Here is a 22,190-nt window from a genome sequence, read left to right on the forward strand (position 1 = left end):
CTCAGCGGTGCGCCACCGCCTGCTTCACCAGCGTCTTGCCGAAGTCCCACATCAGGCCGCCGCCGCTGTGCGCGTCGTCCATGACCTCGGTGAAGGCGTCCACGAACCGGTCCACCTCCCGCTCCCCCACGACCAGCGGCGGGATGAGCTTGATGACCTCCAGGTGGTCACCCGAGACCTGGGTGAGGATGCGGTGCCGCTGGAGCAGCGGCACCACCACCATCTGCGCGAACAGTCCCTTGCGGGCGGCCTGGAGCATGGTCCAGCGGCTGCGCAGCTTCAGCGACTTGGGCCGGCCGAACTCGATGCCGACCATCAGCCCCCGGCCGCGTACGTCGGCGAGCAGCTCGTACTTGTCCATGAGTGCGGCGAGCCGGGAGCGCAGCAGGTCACCGGTGATCCGGGCGTTCTCGACGATCCGTTCGTCGGCCATCACGTGCAGGACGGCCAGCCCGGCCGCCATGGCCTGCGCGTTGGCGCCGAAGCTGGCCGAGTGGACCAGCACCCGGTCCATCGAGGAGTAGACCTTCTTGAAGATCCAGTCCTTGCCGAGGGTGGCGCCGACCGGCACGTATCCGCCGGACAGCGCCTTGGCCACGCACACCAGGTCCGGCTCGACACCGGCCTCGTGCTGGTAGGCGTAGAAGGTGCCGGTGCGGCCGAGGCCGGTCTGCACCTCGTCGGCGATGAGCAGCGCCTTGTGCCGGTGCAGCAGTTCCTGCGCGGCCCGCAGATAGCCGGGCGGCGCCTCGTGCACGCCCTTGCCCTGGATGGGTTCGACGATCAGGGCGGCGACGTCGCCCTTCTTCAGCTCGCGGGCGAGCGCGTCGAGATCGCCGAGCGGCACCGGTGTGTCCGGCAGCAGCGGCGCGAAGCCGTCCCGGAAGCCGCCCTCGCCGTTGACCGACAGGGAGCCGGTGGTCAGCCCGTGGAAGGCGTGGTCGCAGTACAGGACGCGCGGCCGGCCGGTGGCGAACCGGGCGAACTTCAGCGCGGTCTCCACCGCCTCCGTGCCGCTGTTGCCGAAGAACACCCGGTCCAGGTGCGGACTGTGGGAGAGCAGTTGCTCGGCGAGCAGGCCCGGCAGCGGCTGGCAGTCGAAGCGGGTCAGGTCGGCGAGCGAGGCGTCCAGGACGTCGTGCAGCGCCCTGCGGACGACCGGGTGGTGACGGCCCAGGCCCATCACCCCGAAGCCGGCCAGCATGTCGAGGTAGTCGGCGCCGTCCGCGTCGAAGAAGTACGCGCCCTCGGCTCGCTCGTAGACCTTGTCGAAGCCGATGGTGCGCAGCATGCGCGGGAGCTGGTGGTTGAGGTGCCGGGTGTGCAGCTCGTACCGCTCGGCCCCGCGCTCGGCCAAGAGCGCGCCGAGGTCGAACTCCTTGGACATTCAGTTCTCTCCTTGTCCTGACGCGAGGGCCAGGCTCGCGCTGATCCGGCCGGCGATCTCGACCGGGGTGAGGCCGATGTCGGCGAGCACCTCGGCCCGTTTGGCGTGCGCGAGGAACTGCTCCGGGATGCCGAACCGGCGTACCGGTACGTCGACTTCGGCGTCCGACAGGGCCAGCGCGACCGCCGCGCCGACCCCGGCCGCGCGGCTGTTGTCCTCGACCACGGCGACCAGCCGGTGCCGGGCGGCCAGCGGCGCCAGGGCGGGGTCGACGGGCTTGACCCAGCGGGGGTCCACGACGGTGCAGGCGATACCCCGGGCGGCCAGCAACTCGGCGGCCTTCAGGCAGACCGGCGCCATCACCCCGACGGCGACGAGCAGCACCTCGGACTCGTCGGCGGCGTGCAGGACGTCGAGGCCGCCGATCCGGTCCACCGCCGGGACCACGGGGCCCACCGACTCCTTGGGGAAGCGCAGCAGCGTCGGCGCGTCGTCGACGGCGAGGGCCTCGCGCAGCTGGGCGCGGAGCTGGTCGGCGTCGCGCGGCGCGGCGATGCGCAGGCCCGGCACCACCTGGAGGATCGACATGTCCCACATGCCGTTGTGCGAGGCACCGTCGACCCCGGTGACACCGGCCCGGTCCAGCACGAAGGTCACGCCGCACTTGTGCAGGGCCACGTCCATCAGGACCTGGTCGAAGGCCCGGTTGAGGAAGGTGGCGTAGACGGCGACGACCGGGTGCACGCCGCCGGTGGCGAGGCCGGCCGCGGAGACGGCGGCGTGCTGCTCGGCGATGCCGACGTCGTACACGCGGTCGGGGAACCTCTCGGCGAACCTCCCCAGGCCCACCGGGTGCAGCATGGCCGCCGTGATGGCCACGACGTCCGCGCGCTCCGCGCCGATCCGGGCCAGCTCCGCGCCGAACACCGAGGTCCAGGACGGCCCGTTGGACGGGGCGAGCGGCTCGCAGGTGAGCGGATCCATCGCGCCGACGGCGTGGAAGTGGTCCTCCTCGTGGGCCAGGGCGGGTTCGTAGCCGCGGCCCTTCTCGGTGAGGACGTGGACCAGGACGGGACCGTGGAAGCGTTTCGCGCGGCGCAGCGCCGACTCGACGGCCTCGATGTCGTGCCCGTCGATCGGGCCGACGTACTTCAGCCCGAGGTCCTCGAAGAGGCCCTGCGGGTTGAACGCGTCCTTGAAGCCCTTCTTCGCGCCGTGCAGTGCCTCGTAGACGGTGTTGCCGACCACCGGGGTGCGCTGGAGCACGTCCTTGCCCCAGGCCAGCATCTTCTCGTAGCCGTCGGTGGTGCGCAGGGTGGCGAGGTGGTTGGCGAGGCCGCCGATGGTGGGCGAGTAGGAGCGCTCGTTGTCGTTGACGACGATGATCAGCGGCCGGTCCTTGGCGGCGGCGATGTTGTTCAGCGCCTCCCAGGCCATGCCGCCGGTCAGCGCGCCGTCGCCGATGACGGCGACCACGTGCCCCTGCTCCCCGCGCACCTCGCGGGCCTTGGCGAGGCCGTCGGCCCAGCCGAGCGCGGTGGAGGCGTGGCTGTTCTCGATGACGTCGTGCTCGGACTCCTCGCGCGAGGGGTAGCCGGACAGGCCGCCCTTGCCGCGCAGTTTGGAGAAATCCTGACGCCCGGTCAGAAGTTTGTGTACGTAGCTCTGGTGGCCGGTGTCCCACAGGATGCGGTCGACCGGTGACTCGAAGACCCGGTGCAGGGCGACGGTGAGTTCGACCACCCCCAGATTGGGCCCGAGGTGACCGCCGGTCCTGGCCACCGCGTGCACCAGGAACTCACGTATCTCCTCGGACAGTTCGCCGAGTTCGGCCTCGGACAGCGCCTTCAGGTCGCGTGGTCCCCGGATGCTCTCCAGAATCGTCACGCTCGGGCCCCCTTCGGTCCGTGCTGTTCAGCTCACGGTGACGGCGGGCTCCCCCGACGCGCCGTCCTTCTCCATCTGTTCGGCGATCCTCATCGCCTCGTCGATCAGCGTCTCGACGATCTTCGACTCGGGGACGGTCCTGACCACCTCGCCCTTGACGAAGATCTGGCCCTTGCCGTTGCCGGAGGCGACCCCGAGGTCGGCCTCGCGGGCCTCGCCGGGGCCGTTGACGACACAGCCCATGACGGCGACCCGCAGCGGCACCGTCATGCCCTCCAGGCCGACGGTGACCTCCTCGGCCAGCTTGTAGACGTCGACCTGGGCCCGGCCGCAGGACGGGCACGACACGATCTCCAGCCGGCGTTCCTTCAGCCCCAGCGACCGGAGGATCTGGATGCCGACCTTGACCTCCTCGGCGGGCGGCGCGGACAGCGACACCCGGATGGTGTCGCCGATGCCCTGCGACAGCAGCGCCCCGAAGGCCACGGCCGACTTGATCGTGCCCTGGAACGCCGGACCGGCCTCCGTCACCCCGAGGTGCAGCGGGTAGTCGCACTGGGCGGCGAGCTGCCGGTACGCCTCGATCATCACGACCGGGTCGTTGTGCTTGACCGAGATCTTGATGTCCCGGAAGCCGTGCTCCTCGAAGAGCGACGCCTCCCACAGCGCGGACTCGGCCAGCGCCTCGGGGGTCGCCCTGCCGTACTTCTGGAGCAGGCGGCGGTCCAGCGAACCGGCGTTCACGCCGATCCGGATCGGCGTCCCGTGGTCCTTGGCCGCCTTGGCGATCTCCTTGACCTTGTCGTCGAACTGCTTGATGTTGCCCGGGTTGACCCGGACCGCCGCGCAGCCGGCCTCGATGGCCGCGAAGACGTACTTCGGCTGGAAGTGGATGTCCGCGATCACCGGGATCTGCGACTTGCGCGCGATGACCGGCAGCGCGTCGGCGTCGTCCTGGGTGGGGCAGGCCACCCGCACGATCTGGCAGCCGGACGCGGTCAGCTCGGCGATCTGCTGGAGCGTCGCCCCGATGTCACAGGTGCGGGTCGTGGTCATCGACTGCACCGACACCGGGGCGCCGCCGCCGACCGCCACCGGCCCGACCTGGATCCGCCGCGACACGCGCCGCTCGGCGAGAGGCCGGACCGGTACTTCGGGAAGCCCCAAAGAGATGGCGGTCATGGTCTCAGGCCCGGTTTCCGGAGACCGTCTCGCGCATGGCCCGCAGGGACTCCTTCAGGGACCCCATGGTGGCCAGCACGGCGGTGGGCTCGTAGCCGCAGTGCGCCATGCAGTTGTCGCACCGCGGGTCCTTGCCGCGGCCGTACTTGTCCCAGTCGGTCTCCTCGATCAGCTCCCGGTAGGTGGGCACGTACCCGTCGCTCATCAGGTAGCAGGGCCGCTGCCAGCCGAAGAGCGAGTAGTTCGGGATCGCCCAGGCCGTGCACTGGAAGTCGACCTTGCCCTCCAGGAAGTCCAGGAAGAGCGGGGAGTGGTTGAGCCGCCAGCGCAGCCGGTTGCCGTTCGCGAACGCCTTCTTGAACAGCTCCCGGGTCTGCGTGACCCCGAGGAAGTGGTCCTGGTCCGGCGCCTTCTCGTAGGCGTAGGCGGGCGAGATCATCATCTCGTCCACCTTCAGCTCGTCGTTGAGGAAGTCGAGGACCTCGATGATGGTCTGCGGGGTGTCGGTGTTGAAGAAGGTCGAGTTGGTGGTGACCCGGAAGCCGCGCCGCTTGGCCTCCTTGATCGCCGCCACCGCCTCGTCGAAGACGCCCTCCTTGGCCACCGACTCGTCGTGCCGCTCCTTCAGCCCGTCGATGTGCACGGCGAACGCGAAGTACGGAGAGGGCGTGAACTTGTCCATCTTCTTGCGCATCAGCATCGCGTTGGTGCACAGGAAGACGTACTTCTTCTTGGCCACCAGCTGGCGCACGATCTCGTCGATCTGCGGGTGCATCAGCGGCTCGCCGCCGGCGATGGAGACCATCGGCGCGCCGGACTCCAGGACCGCTCCGACCGCCTGGGCGACCGGCATGCGCTGTTTGAGCACCCCGGCCGGGTGCTGGATCTTGCCGCATCCCTCACATTTCAGATTGCAGGCGAAAAGCGGTTCCAGCTCGACGATCAGCGGGAACTTGCTCCGCTTGCGAAGCTTCTGTTCGGCCAGATATGTAGCGACCTTGATGGACTGACGAAGCGGCATTGCCATCTGGCTCACCTCCGGGGGAGCAGCAAAGAACGGTGCCATTCATAGAAAGCAGGAAGAACGGATCGAAGAACGCGGAAAGCCGATATTCCACCGCGCACCGTGCCGATCCGGACGAGTTCATGTTCTGGAGCGTCCACGACCACCCGTACGGCCGCAACCGGGCGCGCGACCGTACGGACGGCGCTCAGAAGCGTGGCCGCGGACTCCATGTCGACCGCGATCGCGCCGGTCGCCCGCAGCTCGGCGCGTTCCGGGCCGCGCACCACATGGTCGGAGCCGGTCAGCGGACCGGTGTGCACGGTGCGTCCGGGGACCGCCCGCACCAGCGCCTTGACCAGCAGTTCGGTCCCCACGCAGTGGACCGTGGCGCGCGGGTCCCGGGTCTCCTCGGCGACCACCAGGTCACCGGGGTGCATGCCCGGGGCGAGCCCCGCGCAGAAGCCGGTGGCCAGCACGGCGGCGTCGGCCAGCGCCGGGTCGGCCAGCACCCGGGTGACCGAGCGTTCGGCCGCCTTGGGTCCCATGCCGGTCCGTACCACGGTGACCGGCCCGTCGGCGCCGCCGCGCCGGCCCGCGCGCAGGGCGAGGTGCTCGATGCCGAGCGCACAGGCGACCAGCAGCGGTGCGGGGACCGGCCTGGTGCTCATCAGTGCGCCTTCGCCTCGGCGAGGCGCGCACCGCCGCCGGTCTTCGGCCGGGTGACGGCGGGTTCGCCGTGCACGTACCGGCCGAGCGCGGTGAGCGGGAAGACCTGGCGGTACAGGTGGTAGTTGATGGAGAAGTCCCAGGGGAAGCCGGTGCCGGTGAAGTACGGCTCGTCCCAGGAGCCGTCCTCGCGCTGGGTGTCGGCGAGCCACCGCACGCCGCGCTCGACGGCCTTGGAGTTCTTCTCCCCCGCCGCCAGCAGGGCCATCAGTGCCCAGCCGGTCTGCGAGGCGGTCGAGGCGCCCCGGCCGCTCCACTCCCGGACGTACCGGTAGGAGCGCAGGTCCTCGCCCCAGCCGCCGTCCTCGTTCTGCACGGACTCCAGCCAGCTCACCGCGCGGCGGATGGCCGGGTGCGCGGTGGGCAGGCCGGCCGCGACCAGGGCGGGGATGACGGACCCGGTGCCGTAGACGTAGTTGACACCCCAGCGGCCGAACCAGGAGCCGTCCGCCTCCTGTTCCGCGAGCAGCCACTCGATGCCGCGCCGGGTGCGCGGGTCATGGGTGAGGCCCTCGGCGGCCAGCATCTCCACCACGTGCGCGGTGACGTCGGCCGACGGCGGGTCGATGACCTCGCCGAAGTCGCAGAACGGCAGCCGGTTGGGGAACGGGCTGGTGTTGTCGACGTCGAAGGCGCCCCAGGCGCCGTTCTTCGACTGCATGCCGAGGTTCCAGCGCACCCCGCGGCCGATCGCCCGCTCCACCCGCTCCGGGTCGTGGTGCTTGACCCGGCGCAGCGCGAGCACCACCTCGGCGGTGTCGTCGATGTCGGGGTAGTTGTCGTTGTGGAACTCGAACGCCCAGCCGCCGGGCGGCAGTCCGGGCCGCTTCACCGACCAGTCGCCGGGCCGCACGATCTGCTCGCCGAGCATCCAGTCCGCGGCCTTGACCAGTTGCGGATGGTCGGCGGGCAGCCCGGCGTCGGCGAGCGCGATGGTGGCCAGGCAGGTGTCCCAGACCGGCGACTGGCAGGCCTCGATCATCCGGGCGCCGTCCTCGCGCCACACCGCGAACTTGTCCAGCGACTCGAGGCCCGCCCGCATCACGGGGTGTTCGAGGTCGTAGCCCAGCAGGTACAGCGCGATGACCGAGTAGACGGCCGGCGGCTGGATGCCGCCCCAGCAGCCGTCGTTCTCCTGCCGCTCGATGATCCAGCGGGCCGCGGCGTTCATCGCCGCGCGGCGCATTCTGCGCGGGGCGACCTTGCGGAAGGCGTGCAGCGCCTTGTCGAGGCGCTGGAAGGCGCCGTCCCAGGTGACGGCCGGGGCGAAGGCCCGGTGCGGGTTGGGGTCGGCCGGGTCGGTGTGCAGTTCGTCCAGCGGGAACGGCGCGGGGCGCACCGGGCGCTTGGCCGACACGATGGTCAGCGGCACCACGGTCTGCCGGGCCCAGCACCCGAAGTCGTAGATGTTCAGCGGCATCCAGGTGGGGAACCAGATGAGTTCCGGCGGGAGTTCGGGCAGGTCCTCCCACTTCCACCAGCCGAACAGGGCCAGCCAGATGCGGGTGAAGACCCGGGAGGCGGCGATGCCGCCGCGGCCGCGGATCCACTCGGCGGCCCGCGCCATGTGCGGGGCGTCCGGCGCGTCGCCGGCCAGCCGGAGGGCGACGTACGCCTCGATGGTGGTGGACAGTTCGCCGGGGCCGCCGTAGAAGGAGGCCCAGGTGCCGTCCTCGCGCTGCTCGCCGCGGATGAACAGGGCGGCGGCGCGGGTGGTGTCCTCGTCGAGGATGCCGAGGAACTGGCGCAGGAGGAGGTCTTCGGCGTCCATCGTGACGTTGGTCTCGAGGTCGCCCTTCCACCAGCCCTCGGCGTCCTGCGTGCGGAGCAGGAAGTCGGTGGCGCGCCGGGTGGCGCGTGCGGCGGCTTCTGGTACCCCGGCCGCCTCGGGGATTCGGTTGTCGGTGGTGCTGGCCGCGGCTGCCCGGGTCGGCGAAGTCGCCCCGGTGCTTCCGTCGGTCGTCGCTGTCATGGCTTCCCCTTCGTGCAGTGTGCGTCTGCTGTCTGCTGCGGGTCCGCCGTCGGCCGGTGCGCGGGCACCGGCCGGCGACTACGCGAGGACTAATCGACCGATACTGATCATCTCTTTCGTACGACGACGAAGTCGGCGAGCGCCGCGAACCGGTCCCGTACCTCCACGGGCATGTCGACGGCGTCGAGGGCTTCGATGGCGATGGTGTGCTGGCGGCGCGCCTCTTCGGCGGTCCACTCGCGCCCGCCCGCCTCCTCGATGAGGGCGGCGCGGGCCGCGAACTCCTCCTCGGAGAAGTTCGCGAAGTCGGTGCTCTTGGCGTCGTCGGCGAGCAGTTCGCCGAGCCGCCGGGAGGCGGGGCCGCCGGCCGCGAGCGCGGCGACCACCGGGAGGGACTTCTTGCGCTGGCGCAGGTCGCTCCAGGTCTGCTTGCCGGTGGCCTCCGGGTCGCCCCAGATGCCGAGCAGGTCGTCCACCGCCTGGAAGGCGAGGCCCAGGTGATAGCCGTACTTCTCCAGGGTGTCGGCGGTCCGCTCGTCGGCGCCGCCGAGCACGGCGCCGATGGAGGAGGCGCAGGCCAGCAGGGCGCCGGTCTTGTTGCCCTCCATCTCCAGGCACTCCGCGACGCTGACCCGGTCGCGGTGCTCGTAGGAGATGTCCTGCGCCTGACCGTCGATCAGGGCGCGGCTGGCGGCGGTCAGCCGGCGGGTGGCGCGGCCCGCCTCGACCGTGCCGAGTTCCAGCAGCACCTCGTTGGCCAGGGCGAACAGGGCGTCACCGACCAGGATGGCCTGGGCGGGGCCGTGCACCTTCCAGACCGTGTCGCGGTGCCGGCGCTGTTCGTCGCCGTCCATCAGGTCGTCGTGCAGCAGCGAGAAGTTGTGGACCAGTTCGACGGCGACCGCGCCGGGCACACCGGTGCGCGGGGCCGCTCCGGTGACCTCGGCGGAGAGCACGGCCAGCGCGGGGCGGACGGCCTTGCCGCCGTCGCCGTCGGCCGGCTTGCCCGCGGCGTCGATCCAGCCGAAGTGGTAGGCGGCGACGGTGTCCATGGGAGGCGCCAGCCGGTCGACGGCCGCCCGCAGCACCGGCGTGGCCAGGGTCCGGCCGCGCTCCAGGAGCGCGGTCACGTCCACCGTGGTCCGTCGGTCGGCCTTCTCGGCCGGGGGCACAGTGGGCACAGTCTCTCCTCCAGTTGCGGTACCGGGGGTGCGGTCGGCGCCGCGCGACTCGGTCCTCATGCCGCCTCCTCGAAGGTGTCCTCGAAGAAGTCGGGCAGGACGTCGCGGGACCGGCCCAGGGCGCCGAGCGCGGCGCCCGCCGCGCCGACACCGCTGCGGACCGCACTCTCCATGGTCGCGGGCCACCCGGTGGCGGTCCACGCTCCGGCCAGGTACAGGCCGGGTGCCTTGGTGCGGGCGCCGGGCCTGAGCCGTCCGACGCCCGGGGCGGGGGCGAACGTCGCGGTGCGCTCCCGGGTCACGAAGAAGTCCTCCACCCCGGCGCCCCGGGCGCGCGGCAGCAGCCGTTCCAGCTCGGGCAGGTACCGCTCGCGCAGCACCGCCACGGGTGCGTCGATCTCGTCCTGCGCCGCCGACTGGGACACCGCCAGATACTGGCCCTCGGTCAGGCCGGCGGCGTCGGTGCGGTCGAACACCCACTGCAGCGGGGAGCCGAGGGCGGTGAGGAACGGCGTGTTCAGCACCTTGCGGTCATAGACGACGTGGACGTTGAGGATCGGCGCGGTGCCGATCTCCAGCAGCCGGCCGGGATCGTCGAGGGCGCCGTCCGGCAGCAGGGCGTGCGTCTCGCGCTGCGGTACGGCCAGCACGACCGCGTCGGCTTCGAGCGTCTCGCCGGGAACCTGAACGCTCCACCGTCCGTTCTCGTTGGTGGAGACGGAGGTGACGCGTGTACGGACCTCGGTACGGACGCCCGCGGAGTCGAGCGCCTTGCGGGCCAGCCGGTCGTGCAGTTCGCCCAGCGGCACTCGGGCCCACCCGATGTCGGCCGCGCCCGGGTCGGACAGCAGACCGGTCTTGAACACCATCGCGGCGAGCCCCAGCGAGCAGTCGCCCGCGACCGCGTTCAGGGTGGCGACCCCGACCAGGTCCCACAGGGCCTCGACGGCACGCGGTGACTGGCCGTGCGCGGCCAGCCAGCTGCCGAAGTCCTGGGTGTCCAGGGTCGGATCGGCGAGGTCGAGTCCGCCCAGCGCGAGCGCCGCGCGGACCGCTCCGGCCCGGTCGGCCAGCGACAGATGCGGATACGTGGCGAGGCTGCGCGCCAGGTGCAGGGGCACCGGCAGCGGGTCGCGGCGGATTCTGCCGAGCCGCCGTCCCTCGGGTCTGGTCACGTCGACGACGGGCACGTCGAGACGTTCCTGCATCGGTGCCAGCGCCGATCCCTCGATACGGTCGAGGAACCAGCGGTAGGCGGTGCAGCAGCGCAGATAGACGTGCTGGCCGTTGTCGACGGTGAGGCCGCCGCGCCGGAAGGAGAAGGCGAGCCCGCCCAGCCGCGGCCTGCCCTCGACCAGGGTGACGCGGACGCCGGCGTCGGCGAGCGTGAGCGCGGCGGTGACGCCGGCGAGCCCGCCGCCGACCACGACGGTGTGCCCCCTGGGCCCGTTCGGTGCGTCGTCGCCGTGGGTCATCGTGCGCCCTCCCCCGTCCGGCCTGCCGTTTGAGTCAGGGACGCGGGAGAACACCGGAGGGTTGCCCGCCGTTTTTCGCCACCCTCATCACCTTGGACCGTTTTGTCCATCAGACCCGCCTCCTGACGGTCCGGCGGGTGACATGCCGGGCGTCCAGTCCGGACAGGCCGCGGACGGCGACGTACGCCTTCTCCCGGCCGGGCAGCGAGACCCGGCCGCGCAGCACGGCCTCGGGGTCGCGCTCGATGCGGTCGAGCAGCCGGCGGTAGATGCCGGCCATGGCGGCGACGCAGGCGCCGCTGCGCCGGTCGAGCATGGGGAGCAGCCGGTAGCCCTCGGCGAAAAGGGCGCGGGCCCGGCGCACCTCGAAGTGCACGAGACCCGCGAAGTCGGAGCCCTCCGGCGGTTTCGGCCCCTTGAACCCGGCCGAGCAGCCGAACTTGGCGAGGTCGTCGGCGGGCAGATAGGTCCGCCCGTCCTCGGCGTCCTCCCGGACGTCCCGGAGGATGTTGGTGAGCTGGAGGGCGAGCCCGAGCGTGTCGGCGTACTCGGGGGCGCGCTCGGCACCGCGCGCGCCCGGTTCGGTGCCGAAGACGCCGAGCGAGAGCCGCCCGATGGCGCCGGCCACGCAGCGGCAGTAGACCTTCAGGTCGTCCCAGGTCTCGTAGGTCTCGCCGCGCAGGTCCATCTGGACGCCGTCGATGAGTTCGTCGAGGCCGCCGAGCGGGATCGGGAACCGCCGGGCGGCGTGCGCGAGGGCGACCGCGACCGGGTCGGTGTGGTCCTCGTCGACCGCGCCCTCGCGGATCCGGGTGAGCAGCGTCCGGGTGTCGTCGAGCCTGCTGACCTTGATGTCGGCGGGCAGCACGCCGTCGCCGATGTCGTCGACGCGCCGGGAGAACGCGTACAGCGCCGACATCGCCCGGCGCTTGGGCGTGGGCAGCAGTCTGATGCCGTACGCGAAGTTACGGGCCTGCTGTCCGGTGACGGCCTCGCAGTAGCTGTAGGCGGCGAGTACCGGTGCGGACGCGGGTGCTGACTCCACCGTCCGGATCACCCCTCTCCTCGCAGAGTCACGCCCGCCTCGCGCAGCAACTGGACCTTGCCGGGCTTGGGCGGGCCGGGAAGTACGTCGTATTCGGCGGCGGCGATCGCCCGGATCGCCGCCCTTCCTCCCGCCACGAACCCCGCGAGCAGCAGTCTGAGCCTGCCGTGGACGCTACCCACGAGAGGGGCGCCTTCATCCAGGAGGTCGCGGGCGCGTTGCGCTTCGTAGGCAATCAGCGCGCGCACCGATGCGCCAGCGGATTTCGCGGCCAGATCGGCTTCCCGCACGTGGAAGCGTTTCATGTCCTCGGCGGGCAGGTAGACCCGATCCCGGGCCAGGTCCTCGGCGACGTCCTGGAGGTGCTCGACGATCTGCAGGGCCGTGCAGATCGCGTCGGAGCGGCGGATCCGCTCGGGCGTCGAGGTGCCGGTGACGCCGAGGACCAGCCGGCCGACCGGGTTGGCCGACAGCTCGCAGTAGGCGAGCAGGTCGTCGTAGGTCTCGTAGCGGGAGACCAGCTGGTCCTGGCGGTTGGCGGCGATCAGGCCGAGGAAGGGCTCGGGGCCGAGCGAGCGGCGGCGCACGGTCGGCTGGAGGCGGCCCAGGATCGGGTGGCGCGGGGTGGCGTCGAAGACCCGGCGCAGGTCGGCCTCGTAGGCGTCCAGCAGGGCCAGCCGGTCGTCGGCCCGCTCGGGCGGGACGCCGAGCAGACGGGCGTCGGCGCCGCCGGGGGCCAGGTCGCCGTCGCCGATGTCGTCGACCAGACGGGCGAAGCCGTAGACGGCCATGAGGTCGGCGCGCCAGGCGCGGGGCAGGAAGAAGGGGGCCACCGGGAAGTTCTCGTCCGCGGCCTTGTCGAGGGTGCCGCGCTCCGGGTCCACGGCCGGTGCCGCTCTGGTGGCCGTCACCGCCGGCCGCCCGGGGCGGGGACGGCGCACGCCTCCCGGCGCTGGGGAGTTTCCGTAGCCATTGCCGTCACATCTCCCGTTCTACACTGCGGACCCAATACACACTATTTCGGACACGCCGCCTGGCCGCCCGTGCGGCAGCCCTGGCTGAGGGTGTCGGGCATTATCGCCCCATGTGCCGCGTTTCGGGACCGGTACAGCTTACGTTGTACAACTCATCGAGCTACGCGGGGGGCGTACGTACATCACAACAACACACCGATTGATTCCAAGATTCCTTGGACTGCCCGGAGTTGACGTTTCCTTTGCAGACGCGAGACCCCGCCGGAACAGTTCCGGCGGGGTTCCGGGGGCCGTACGGTTACTTGCCGACGAACTTCTCGTACTCCTTGAGCACCTCGTCCGTCGGGCCGTCCATGCGCAGTTCGCCGCGTTCCAGCCACAGCACGCGGTTGCAGGTGTCACGGATGGACTTGTTGTTGTGACTGACCAGGAACACCGTGCCGGCTTCCTTGCGCAGCTCGCGGATGCGGGCCTCGGAGCGCTTTTGGAACTTGCGGTCGCCGGTGGCCAGCGCCTCGTCGATCATCAGGACGTCGTGGTCCTTGGCGGCGGCAATGGAGAACCGCAGCCGGGCCGCCATGCCGGAGGAGTAGGTGCGCATCGGCAGGGTGATGAAGTCGCCCTTCTCGTTGATGCCGGAGAAGTCGACGATGTCCTGGTAGCGCTCCTTGATCTGCTCGCGGGTCATGCCCATCGCGAGGCCGCCGAGGATCACGTTGCGCTCGCCGGTCAGGTCGTTCATCAGGGCGGCGTTCACACCGAGCAGCGAGGGCTGGCCGTCGGTGTAGACCTTGCCCTGCTCGGCGGGGAGCAGGCCGGCGATGGCCCGCAGCAGGGTGGACTTGCCGGAGCCGTTGGAGCCGATCAGGCCGATCGCCTCGCCCCGGTAGGCGGTGAAGGAGACACCCCGTACGGCGTGCACCTTGCGCACGCCGCGCTCCGCGTCGTCGGAACCGCGCCTGAGCATCCGGCTGAGGGCGGCGGTCGCACCGCCCTTGCCGGCCCTCGTGCCGTTGACGCGGTAGACGATGTGCAGGTCGTCGGCGATGACGGTGGGCACCGGCGCGCCCCGGGTCGCCTCAGCCACGGCCGTACCTCTCCTCGGCCTTCCAGAAGTAGACGAAGCCGACCGCCCCGGCCAGCACCGCCCAGCCCAGGGCGAAGGCCCACACGTGCGGCGGCAGGTAGGAGGAGCCGTAGCCGTCGATCAGCGCGAAGCGGATCAGGTCCATGTAGATGGCGGCCGGGTTCCACTGCAGGACGTCGGTGAGCCAGCCCGGCACGTCCTTGTCGGCGAGCATCGCCGGGATGGAGAACATCACCCCGGACGCGTACATCCAGGTGCGCATCACGAACGGCATCAGCTGGGCCAGGTCGGGGGTCTTGCTGCCCGCGCGGGCGAAGATCAGCGCGAGGCCGGTGTTGAAGACGAACTGGAGCAGCAGCGCGGGCGGTACCAGCAGCCAGCCGAGGCTCGGGTAGCTGCCGAACCCGATCATGACGATGACCAGCACGATCATCGAGTACAGCAGTTGCTGGAGCTGCTGGAGCGCGAAGGAGACGGGCAGCGAGGCGCGGGGGAAGTGCAGCGCCCGGACCAGGCCCAGGTTGCCGGAGATGGCGCGGACGCCGGCCAGCACCGAGGACTGGGTGAAGGTGAACACGAACACGCCGGTGACCAGGAACGGCACATAGATGTCGTGCGGGATGCCGCGGCGGGCGCCGAGCAGCAGACCGAAGATGAAGAAGTAGACGGCCGCGTTCAGCAGCGGGGTGGCCACCTGCCAGAGCTGGCCCAGTTTGGCCTGGCTGTACTGAGCGGTCAGCTTGGCCCGGGAGAAGGCGAGGATGAAGTGCCGCCGGTCCCAGAGCTGGCGGACGTACTCGACGAGGGAGGGCCGGGCGCCGCTCACGGTGAGGCCGTACTTCTCGGCGAGCCGTGCCGCCGCCAGGCCCTCGTCGGGTGACACGGGCTTGGTCATGGCGACCGTGCCGTCGTGCGTTGTCTCACTCACTGGTGGAAACCTTCGTCTTCGGGATGCGCGGCCGGTACCGGCCTGGCGCGTCCTGCGGCTCGGGGCCGCCGGACGCGCCGGGGTACGAGCTTCTCAGATGACGGGGGGCCGGCCCAGCCGGGTCAGCCGCCACACCGTACGCCACTTCATGGGCCGGCGGGGACCGCACGGGGTGCTCCAGCCCTCCCGGAAGCCGCCGAACCACGCCTTCAGCGCGGGGCGCGAGGGGCGGCGGGCGAGCGTGAGCAGCAGCCAGACGCCGAGGTAGACCGGGACCAGGAGGGCGGGCAGGTTGCGGCGGGCCAGCCAGACCCGGTTGCGGGCGACCATGCGGTGGTAGACCGCGTGCCGCGAGGGGGCGGTCGTGGGGTGGTACAGCACCATGTCGGACCGGTAGTCGATCATCCAGCCCGCGTCCAGCGCCCGCCAGGCCAGGTCGGTCTCCTCGTGCGCGTAGAAGAACTCGTCCGGCAGCCCGCCGACCTGCTGGAGGACGGCGGTGCGCACCGCGTTGGCGCCGCCGAGGAAGGTGGTGACCCGGGAGGAGCGCATCGGGTCGGCGGCGCGCAGCCGGGGGACGTGCCGGCGCTGGGTCCCGCCGGTCTCCGGGTCGGCGATGCGGAAGCTGACGATGCCGAGCCGCGGGTCGCCGGCGAACGCCTCGCGGCACAGCTCGGCGGTGTCGGTGCGGGCCAGCAGGCCGTCGTCGTCCAGGAACAGCAGCACGTCGACGTCCCGGCCGCCGGGGCCGAACGCGTCGATGCCGACGTTGCGGCCGCCGGGGATGCCGAGGTTCTCGGGCAGCTCGACGGTGCGCACGCCCGCGGGGACGTCGGGGACCGGCGAGCCGTTGCCGACCACCACGACCTGGACCGGCTCGCCGTCCTGCTTGGCGATCGAGTCGATCAGGGCGCGCAGTTCCTCGGGGCGGTTGCCCATGGTGATGATGACGGCGCCGACCTTCATCGGGCGGCTCACTTCAGCCTGCTGGAGGCCAGCACGGACACCAGGTGCAGCAGGGTCTGGAGCAGCGCGATGCCGGCCAGCACGGCGGTGCCGAGGCGGGTGAAGAACAGGTCGCCGCGGACGTGGTCCACGATGGCCAGCAGCAGGATCAGCAGCGACGCCTCGATGCCGAGGATGAGGCGGTGGAACCGGAGCAGGGCGGCGGCCCGGCGGGCCAGCGCCATGCCGGAGGAGCGCATCTCGGCGGCGGCCTCCTTGACCGGCGGCATTCCGTTCTGGTGCCGGGCCACGCCCACCAGGTCGGTCTCGGCCTTGATCAGGATCGCGCCGAGCGCGGCCAGGGTGCCGAGGAAGGCCCACAGCCAGTCGATCCGGCCGGTGCCGAACAGGTCGGCGGCGCGCAGGCCGAGGCCGACCAGCACGGCGGCGTCGGTCAGGTAGGCGCCGACCCGGTCCAGGTAGACGCCGCCGAGCGAGTACTGCTTCTTCCAGCGGGCGACCTCGCCGTCGACGCAGTCCAGCAGCAGATAGAGCTGGACCGCGACGACGCCGAGCACGGCGCCCCAGATGCCCGGCACCAGCAGGGCCGGGGCGGCGAGCACGCCGCAGACGGTCATCAGGTACGTGAGCTGGTTGGGTGTGACCCTGGTGTTCACCAGGTAGCGGTCGACCCGCAGGGACACCTCACGCATGTAGAGGCGTCCCATCCAGTGCTCACCGCTGCGCCGGTCCTTGACCCCTGCGGGGTGGACGACCGGACGTAGTTCAGCTACCGATGGCCTTGACATAGTCGGTGTAGACGTCCTTGATCTGGTCGGTTTTCAGGTCGAGGTGTTCGAGGATGGTGTACCGCCCGGGCCGGGTCTCGGGAGCGAACTCCACGGCGCGGACGAACTCCTCGGTGGTGAAGCCGATCTCCTGGGGCAGCACCGGCAGTCCGTGCCGGCGCAGCACCTCGGCCATGTACGCCGACTGCTCGTGCGCCCCGCGCAGATACATCGCGAAGGCCGCGCCCAGGCCGCACTGCTCGCCGTGGGCGGCGGCGCGCTTGGGGAAGAGCAGGTCGAAGGCGTGGTTGATCTCGTGGCAGGCCCCGGAGGACGGCCGTGAGTCGCCGGAGACGGACATGGCGATGCCGCTGAGCACGAGTGCCTCGCTCAGCACCTGGAGGAAGTCGTTGTCGCCGATGCCGCCGGGGTGACGCAGTACGGCCTCGCCGGCCTGGCGGGCCATCGCGGCGGCCAGCCCGTCGATCCGCTCGCCCTTGACCCGGTTCGCCAGCTCCCAGTCGGCGATCGCCGAGATGTTGGAGACGGCGTCGCCGATGCCGGCCCGTACGTAGCGCACGGGGGCCTCGCGGATGACGTCGAGGTCGATGACGACGGCGATCGGGTTGGGGACGCCGTAGGAGCCGCGGCCCGCGTCGTTGTCGAGGGTGGCGACCGGGGAGCACAGGCCGTCGTGCGCGAGGTTGGTCGGCACGGCGACCAGCGGCAGGCCGACCCGCGCCGCGGCGAACTTGGCGCAGTCGATGATCTTGCCGCCGCCGAGTCCGACGACGGCGTCGTAGTGGCCGGCCTTTATGTCGCCGGCCAGCCGGACCGCGTCGTCCAGGGTGCCGCCGCCGACCTCGTACCAGGTGGCGCCGGGCAGACTCGGTGCGACCCGCTCGCGCAGCCGGGCGCCGGAGCCGCCGCTGACGGCGACGGCGAGCCGGCCGGAGTGCGAGATGCGTTCGTCGGCGAGGACGCAGCCGAGGTCGTCGAGGGCACCCGGGCGGATGTCCACGACCAGCGGCGAGGGGATCAGCCGGGTCAGTACTGGCATGCGATCTCCCGTCCACGGGCGAGATCGTCGTGGTTGTCGATCTCCACCCACTTGACGTCGCCGATCGGCGCCACGTCGATCCGGAAGCCGCGGTTCACCAGCTCCTGGTAGCCGTGCTCGTAGAACTGCTGGGGGTCGGTCTCCCAGACCGTCTTCAGCGCGTCGGCCAGCTCGGGTGCGGCGTCGCCCTCGATGAGGGTGACGCCGATGTACTCGCCGGTGGCCTCGGCCGGGTCCATCAGCTTGGTGATCTTCGTCATGCCGCCCCTGGCAGGGTCGACGACGACCTTCATCTCCTCGTCGGCCAGCGACTTCACGGTGTCCAGGGCGAGGATGATCTTCTTGCCGTCGCCGCGGGCGGCGAGCAGCGTCCGCTCGACGGAGACCGGGTGCACGGTGTCGCCGTTGGCGAGGATCACGCCGTCCTTGAGGGCGTCCCGGCCGCACCACAGGGAGTAGGCGTTGTTCCACTCCTCGGCCTTGTCGTTGTCGATGAGGGTGAGCTTGAGGCCGTACTTCGCCTCCAGGGCCGCCTTGCGCGCGTAGACGGCCTCCTTGCGGTAGCCGACGATGACCGCGGCCTCGGTCAGACCGATCTCGGCGAAGTTGCCGAGGGTGAGGTCGAGAACCGTTGGTTCGCCTTCTATGCCCGCGGGCCCCACCGGCACCAGCGCCTTCGGCAGGCTGTCGGTGTAGGGGCGCAGACGCCGTCCGGCGCCGGCCGCGAGCACGAGGCCGATCATGCGGTTTCTCCTTCATCGTGTACGGCGGGTGAGCCGGCCCGGTGGGCGGACACCCAGTAGCGGATGCTCTCGAGGAGCACCAGCAGGGCCACGGCCACGGCGACGACCGTGAGCGCGACGGTGAACTGTGCGGCGGTGAGCAGCGCGGCCAGCAGGGCCACCAGCAGCGTGCGCCCCTCGTGTCCCCCGACGGCCCGGCGCAGCCAGTCCGGCGGCGCGCCCGCGCCGCCGCGGATGCGGTAGACCGTGTCGTAGTGATGGTAGGCGACCGCCGCCACCAGCCCGAAAGCCGCCGGAAGGGCGCCGTTCACGTCCGCCTTCGCCGCGAGCAGCAGGACGGTGCCGTACTCGGCGGCGCGGAAGAAGGGGGGGACCAGCCAGTCGAGGGCGCCCTTGAGGGGGCGGGCGACGGCGAGGGCCGAGGTCACGGCGTACACGGCGGCGGCGACCAGGGTCCAGGGGCCGCCGAAGCCGGTCAGCGCGGCGGTGGCGGTGACGGCGGCGCCGCCGATCAGGGCCAGCACGGGCGCGGTACCGCCGGGCAGGCCGCGCACCACCCGGGTCAGGGCCTCGGCGAGTGGTCCGCTGTCGGCGAGGTCGGCCAGCGCGGTCGCGGCCCGGTCGGTGCGGCGGGTCAGCGAGCGCAGGACGCGGCCGGCCGTGGTGTACGTGGCGGCGAAGGCGCAGCCGATCAGCAGGACGATCAGGGTGATACGAGGGGTCGTGACGGCGGTGAGGACCGCGATCATCGCCCAGCGTTCGCCGATCGGCAGCACGATCATGCGGCGTACCCAGACCGTCCAGCCGACGCTGTCGAGCTTGCCGGAGAGGGCGGCGGTGGGGCTGGTGTTGGCGTCGGCGTCGTGGTTGGCCTCGTTGAAGGAGAAGTCGACCACGTGGCGGCAGGTCTGGAGGACCATCGCGCCGAGCGCCAGGGCCCAGACGTCGTCGCCGCCGCGGGCGGCGCCGAGGGCGAGGCCGGCGTAGTAGGCGTACTCCTTGGCGCGGTCGAAGGTGGCGTCGAGCCAGGCGCCGAGGGTGGAGTACTGGAGGGAGTAGCGGGCGAGCTGGCCGTCGGTGCAGTCCAGTACGAAGGAGAAGAGCAGCAGCAGGCCGGCGGCGACGAAGCCGACGCGGGTGCCGGTGGCCGCGCAGGCCGCCGCTATCAGGGCGGTGAGCAGGGAGGCGGTGGTGACCTGGTTGGGGGTCAGGCCGCGGCGCGCGCACCAGCGGGCCAGGTAGCGGGAGTACGGGCTGATGCAGAAGGTGGTGAAGAAGCCGTCGCGGGCCTTCACCGCCGACTTCAGCCGGATCGCCTCGTCGTCGACGGCGGCGACCGCCTGCCGGGCCTCGTTGCGGGCCTGCGGGTCGGCGGGGACGGCGGCGACCAGGCTGCCCAGCTCGGGCCGGTGCACCTCGGTGCCGTCCGCGTCGAGGGCGCTGACGATGCGGTCGGCGAGGCTGTCGACCAGAGTGGCCGCCGCGCCGGTGCCGCTCGCGGACGTCTGGCGGGCCATCGCGCGGGTCAGGGCCTGGCGGCCGTCCGGCTTGGCCGTCACGGCGCCCGGCACGGCGGCCAGCGGGAAGCGGGGGTCGGTGAGGCCGAGGCGCAGGGTGTGCGGGTGGCCGACGAAGCGGGCGTCGACCACGGCGACCCGTTCTCCGCTCGGCACCTGGGCAAGACTGCGCTCGGCGTCGGCGGCGTCGGCCGCGAGGCGCACGTCGAAGCCGAGCTCCCGCAGATCGCCCTCGATCGACGAACCGGGAACCGGCTGACCGGTGAGGATGGCGGTCGACAACCGAACTCACTCCCTGGGTGCCGGCGCCGTGCGCCGGGCCTGTGCATGGTGGGGGCGCCTGTGTCCACAGCCCCCGGGCGGCATGTCGGCAGAGGTTATCGGATGACCAGAACGCCGCGTTCACCGGCCGTTTCACGGACGGTCGACGCGGCGTGCCCACGCCTTTGCCGCGATCATCATCGGGGATACGGGGCCCGGCTAACAAACCGCACCCCTGGTCGACCGGTCCCCGAGGCCGGATGAAGGGGGCGTGCGGGGGTACGCGGGGGCCGGGCCGGGCGGGCGCGCGAACCCCCTCCAGTCAGCCTTCGAGCGCCCGTCGACCGCTCTGACCTGCGCAACGTTTTCGCAGGTCAGGGGCAATGACAACGGTGTTCAGTGCCGCGTTGCCGGATGCCGTCGGCCCGTAGTTCACTGTGCTCCCGGACCACAGGGAGGCGGCTTTCATGGGGGCTGGGCACGATCACGGGCACACGCACGGCGCACCCGCCGGCGGCACGGCGACCGCGGCGTACCGGGGCAGGCTGCGGGTGGCGCTGGCGATCACGCTGACCGTCATGGTCGTGGAGATCGTCGGCGGGGTGCTGGCGGACTCGCTCGCGCTGGTCGCGGACGCGGCGCACATGGCGACGGACGCGGTGGGCCTGGGCATGGCCCTGCTGGCCGTGCACTTCGCCGGGCGCCCGGCCAGCGACCGGCGCACCTTCGGGCTGGCCCGGGCCGAGATCCTTGCCGCGCTGGCCAACTGTCTGCTGCTGCTCGGGGTGGGCGGTTACGTCCTGTACGAGGCGGTCCAGCGGTTCGTCACCCCGGCCGGCACCGCGGGCGGGCTGACCGTCGTCTTCGGTGTGATCGGCCTGGTGGCCAACTCGGTGTCGCTGTCGCTGCTGATGCGGGGGCAGGCCGAGAGCCTGAACGTGCGGGGCGCGTTCCTGGAGGTGGTGGCGGACGCGCTGGGGTCGGTCGCGGTGATCGTGTCCGCGCTGGTGATCGTCTCCACCGGGTGGCAGGCCGCCGACCCGATCGCGTCGCTGGTGATCGGCGTGATGATCGTGCCGCGGACCGTGAAGCTGCTGCGCGAGACGCTGGACGTGCTGCTGGAGGCGGCGCCGAAGGATGTCGACATCGGCCAGGTGCGGGCCCACGTGCTGGCGCTGGACGGGGTGGAGGACGTGCACGACCTGCACGCGTGGACGATCACTTCCGGGCTGCCGGTACTGTCCGCGCACGTGGTGGTCGGTTCGGAGGCGCTGAACGCGATCGGCCACGAGAAGATGCTGCACGAACTCCAGGGCTGCCTCGGCGACCACTTCGACGTGGAGCACTGCACCTTCCAGCTTGAGCCGGGCGGACACGCGGAGCATGAGGCTCGGCTGTGCCATTGAGGAGCCCCGGGGGGGGCGGGGGCCCGGGGGCGGCAGCGTGGCCTGGCCTCCCCCGGGCCCTGGGAGAGCAGGCGGGCCCGACCCTGGGAAGAGGCACGGCCTCGGTAGGGGCGCGGGTCCTGGGAGGGGCGCGGGTCCCGGGGCGCGGGTCCCGGGGCGCGGGGCGCTGGGCGCGGGGCGCGGGGAGGCGCAGACGTCGGGAGCGGCACAGGCCCAGGGTGAGGACGCGGGCTACGGGATCGGCGTAGGGCGTGGGAAGGGGTGCGGGCTACGGGAGCGGCGCAGGGCCTGGGAAGGGGTGCGGGCTACGGGAGCGGCGCAGGCCCCGGAGAGGGCCCAGAGCCCGGAGAGGGCCGCGGCCCCGGGAGCGGGCCCAGACCCCGGCGGACCACCTCGGGAGCAGCTCAGGCCCCAGGGAGAGGACACGGGCTACGGGAGTGGCGCAGGCCCCGGGAAGGGGCCCCGCCCCGGAGGTGGGCACAGGCACCCGGGAAGGGGCCCCGCCCCGGAAGCGGGCACAAGCACCCGGGAAGGGGCGCCACCCCGGAAGCGGGCACAAGCACCGGAAGCAGGGGCGAACCCCGGGATAGCGCACGGCCCCAGGGAGAAGGCACCGGCCT

19 protein-coding genes are annotated in these 22,190 nt (G+C 71.8%); 1 reads left to right on the plus strand and 18 read right to left on the minus strand.

Annotated elements, in window-relative coordinates:
- Position 1 precedes the first annotated feature (1 nt).
- The 18 genes from AB0G32_RS11860 to AB0G32_RS11945 all read right to left on the minus strand — a co-directional run bounded on the left by AB0G32_RS11860 (position 2) and on the right by AB0G32_RS11945 (position 20,185).
- Positions 2-1,387: an aspartate aminotransferase family protein gene (locus tag AB0G32_RS11860; protein ID WP_361161658.1), complete on the minus strand. Its 1,386-nt coding sequence runs from the start codon at positions 1,385-1,387 to the stop codon at positions 2-4.
- Entirely contained in the window at positions 1,388-3,274 is a 1,887-nt protein-coding gene (gene dxs / locus AB0G32_RS11865; protein WP_361161660.1) for a 1-deoxy-D-xylulose-5-phosphate synthase, read from the minus strand.
- A gap of 27 nt (positions 3,275-3,301) precedes the next feature.
- A complete protein-coding gene (gene ispG, locus AB0G32_RS11870; protein ID WP_361161662.1) occupies positions 3,302-4,456 on the minus strand; it encodes a flavodoxin-dependent (E)-4-hydroxy-3-methylbut-2-enyl-diphosphate synthase in 1,155 nt (384 codons plus the stop codon).
- A 4-nt stretch (positions 4,457-4,460) separates the two neighbouring features.
- On the minus strand, positions 4,461-5,483 hold the full coding sequence (gene hpnH / locus AB0G32_RS11875) for an adenosyl-hopene transferase HpnH (protein ID WP_361161664.1): 1,023 nt from the start codon (positions 5,481-5,483) through the stop codon (positions 4,461-4,463).
- Positions 5,484-5,488: 5 nt separating this feature from the next.
- On the minus strand, positions 5,489-6,130 hold the full coding sequence (locus tag AB0G32_RS11880; RefSeq protein ID WP_361161665.1) for a 1-hydroxy-2-methyl-2-butenyl 4-diphosphate reductase: 642 nt from the start codon (positions 6,128-6,130) through the stop codon (positions 5,489-5,491).
- On the minus strand, positions 6,130-8,160 hold the full coding sequence (shc, locus tag AB0G32_RS11885; protein ID WP_361161667.1) for a squalene--hopene cyclase: 2,031 nt from the start codon (positions 8,158-8,160) through the stop codon (positions 6,130-6,132). Before shc ends, AB0G32_RS11880 begins: the two co-directional genes overlap by 1 nt.
- 107 nt (positions 8,161-8,267) lie before the next feature.
- On the minus strand, positions 8,268-9,332 hold the full coding sequence (locus AB0G32_RS11890) for a polyprenyl synthetase family protein (RefSeq protein WP_361161980.1): 1,065 nt from the start codon (positions 9,330-9,332) through the stop codon (positions 8,268-8,270).
- A 65-nt stretch (positions 9,333-9,397) separates the two neighbouring features.
- Entirely contained in the window at positions 9,398-10,816 is a 1,419-nt protein-coding gene (gene hpnE, locus AB0G32_RS11895; protein ID WP_361161668.1) for a hydroxysqualene dehydroxylase HpnE, read from the minus strand.
- Positions 10,813-10,926 carry a DUF6380 family protein gene (locus AB0G32_RS11900; protein ID WP_361161670.1) on the minus strand — a complete coding sequence of 38 codons (114 nt, stop codon included), beginning with the start codon at positions 10,924-10,926 and terminating at the stop codon, positions 10,813-10,815. The genes hpnE and AB0G32_RS11900 overlap by 4 nt, the downstream gene beginning before the upstream one ends.
- The gene (gene hpnD / locus AB0G32_RS11905; protein WP_361161672.1) at positions 10,926-11,873 is read right to left on the minus strand and encodes a presqualene diphosphate synthase HpnD; all 948 of its coding nucleotides are present in this window, start codon (positions 11,871-11,873) and stop codon (positions 10,926-10,928) included. Before hpnD ends, AB0G32_RS11900 begins: the two co-directional genes overlap by 1 nt.
- Positions 11,870-12,772 carry a squalene synthase HpnC gene (hpnC, locus tag AB0G32_RS11910; RefSeq protein WP_361161674.1) on the minus strand — a complete coding sequence of 301 codons (903 nt, stop codon included), beginning with the start codon at positions 12,770-12,772 and terminating at the stop codon, positions 11,870-11,872. The genes hpnD and hpnC overlap by 4 nt, the downstream gene beginning before the upstream one ends.
- A gap of 361 nt (positions 12,773-13,133) precedes the next feature.
- A complete protein-coding gene (locus AB0G32_RS11915) occupies positions 13,134-13,922 on the minus strand; it encodes an ABC transporter ATP-binding protein (protein WP_361161676.1) in 789 nt (262 codons plus the stop codon).
- Complete coding sequence (locus AB0G32_RS11920) at positions 13,915-14,850, minus strand: ABC transporter permease (protein ID WP_361161678.1); 936 nt, start codon at positions 14,848-14,850, stop codon at positions 13,915-13,917. The genes AB0G32_RS11915 and AB0G32_RS11920 overlap by 8 nt, the downstream gene beginning before the upstream one ends.
- Before the next feature lie 93 nt (positions 14,851-14,943).
- Entirely contained in the window at positions 14,944-15,816 is an 873-nt protein-coding gene (locus AB0G32_RS11925) for a glycosyltransferase (protein ID WP_361161982.1), read from the minus strand.
- An 8-nt stretch (positions 15,817-15,824) separates the two neighbouring features.
- Positions 15,825-16,604 (minus strand): CDP-alcohol phosphatidyltransferase family protein, encoded by a 780-nt coding sequence (locus AB0G32_RS11930; protein ID WP_361161680.1) that lies wholly within the window; start codon positions 16,602-16,604, stop codon positions 15,825-15,827.
- Entirely contained in the window at positions 16,582-17,643 is a 1,062-nt protein-coding gene (locus AB0G32_RS11935) for an iron-containing alcohol dehydrogenase family protein (protein ID WP_361161682.1), read from the minus strand. The genes AB0G32_RS11930 and AB0G32_RS11935 overlap by 23 nt, the downstream gene beginning before the upstream one ends.
- Complete coding sequence (locus tag AB0G32_RS11940; RefSeq protein WP_361161684.1) at positions 17,631-18,386, minus strand: phosphocholine cytidylyltransferase family protein; 756 nt, start codon at positions 18,384-18,386, stop codon at positions 17,631-17,633. Before AB0G32_RS11940 ends, AB0G32_RS11935 begins: the two co-directional genes overlap by 13 nt.
- Entirely contained in the window at positions 18,383-20,185 is a 1,803-nt protein-coding gene (locus tag AB0G32_RS11945; protein ID WP_361161686.1) for a DUF5941 domain-containing protein, read from the minus strand. Before AB0G32_RS11945 ends, AB0G32_RS11940 begins: the two co-directional genes overlap by 4 nt.
- Before the next feature lie 446 nt (positions 20,186-20,631).
- Here AB0G32_RS11945 and AB0G32_RS11950 point away from each other — a divergent pair, with 446 nt between their 5' ends.
- Positions 20,632-21,570, plus strand: a complete 939-nt coding sequence (locus tag AB0G32_RS11950) for a cation diffusion facilitator family transporter (protein WP_361161688.1) — start codon at positions 20,632-20,634, stop codon at positions 21,568-21,570.
- Positions 21,571-22,190 lie beyond the last annotated feature (620 nt).

This window comes from Streptomyces sp. NPDC023723, from assembly GCF_040639815.1.
Classification (GTDB): Bacteria; Actinomycetota; Actinomycetes; order Streptomycetales; family Streptomycetaceae; genus Streptomyces.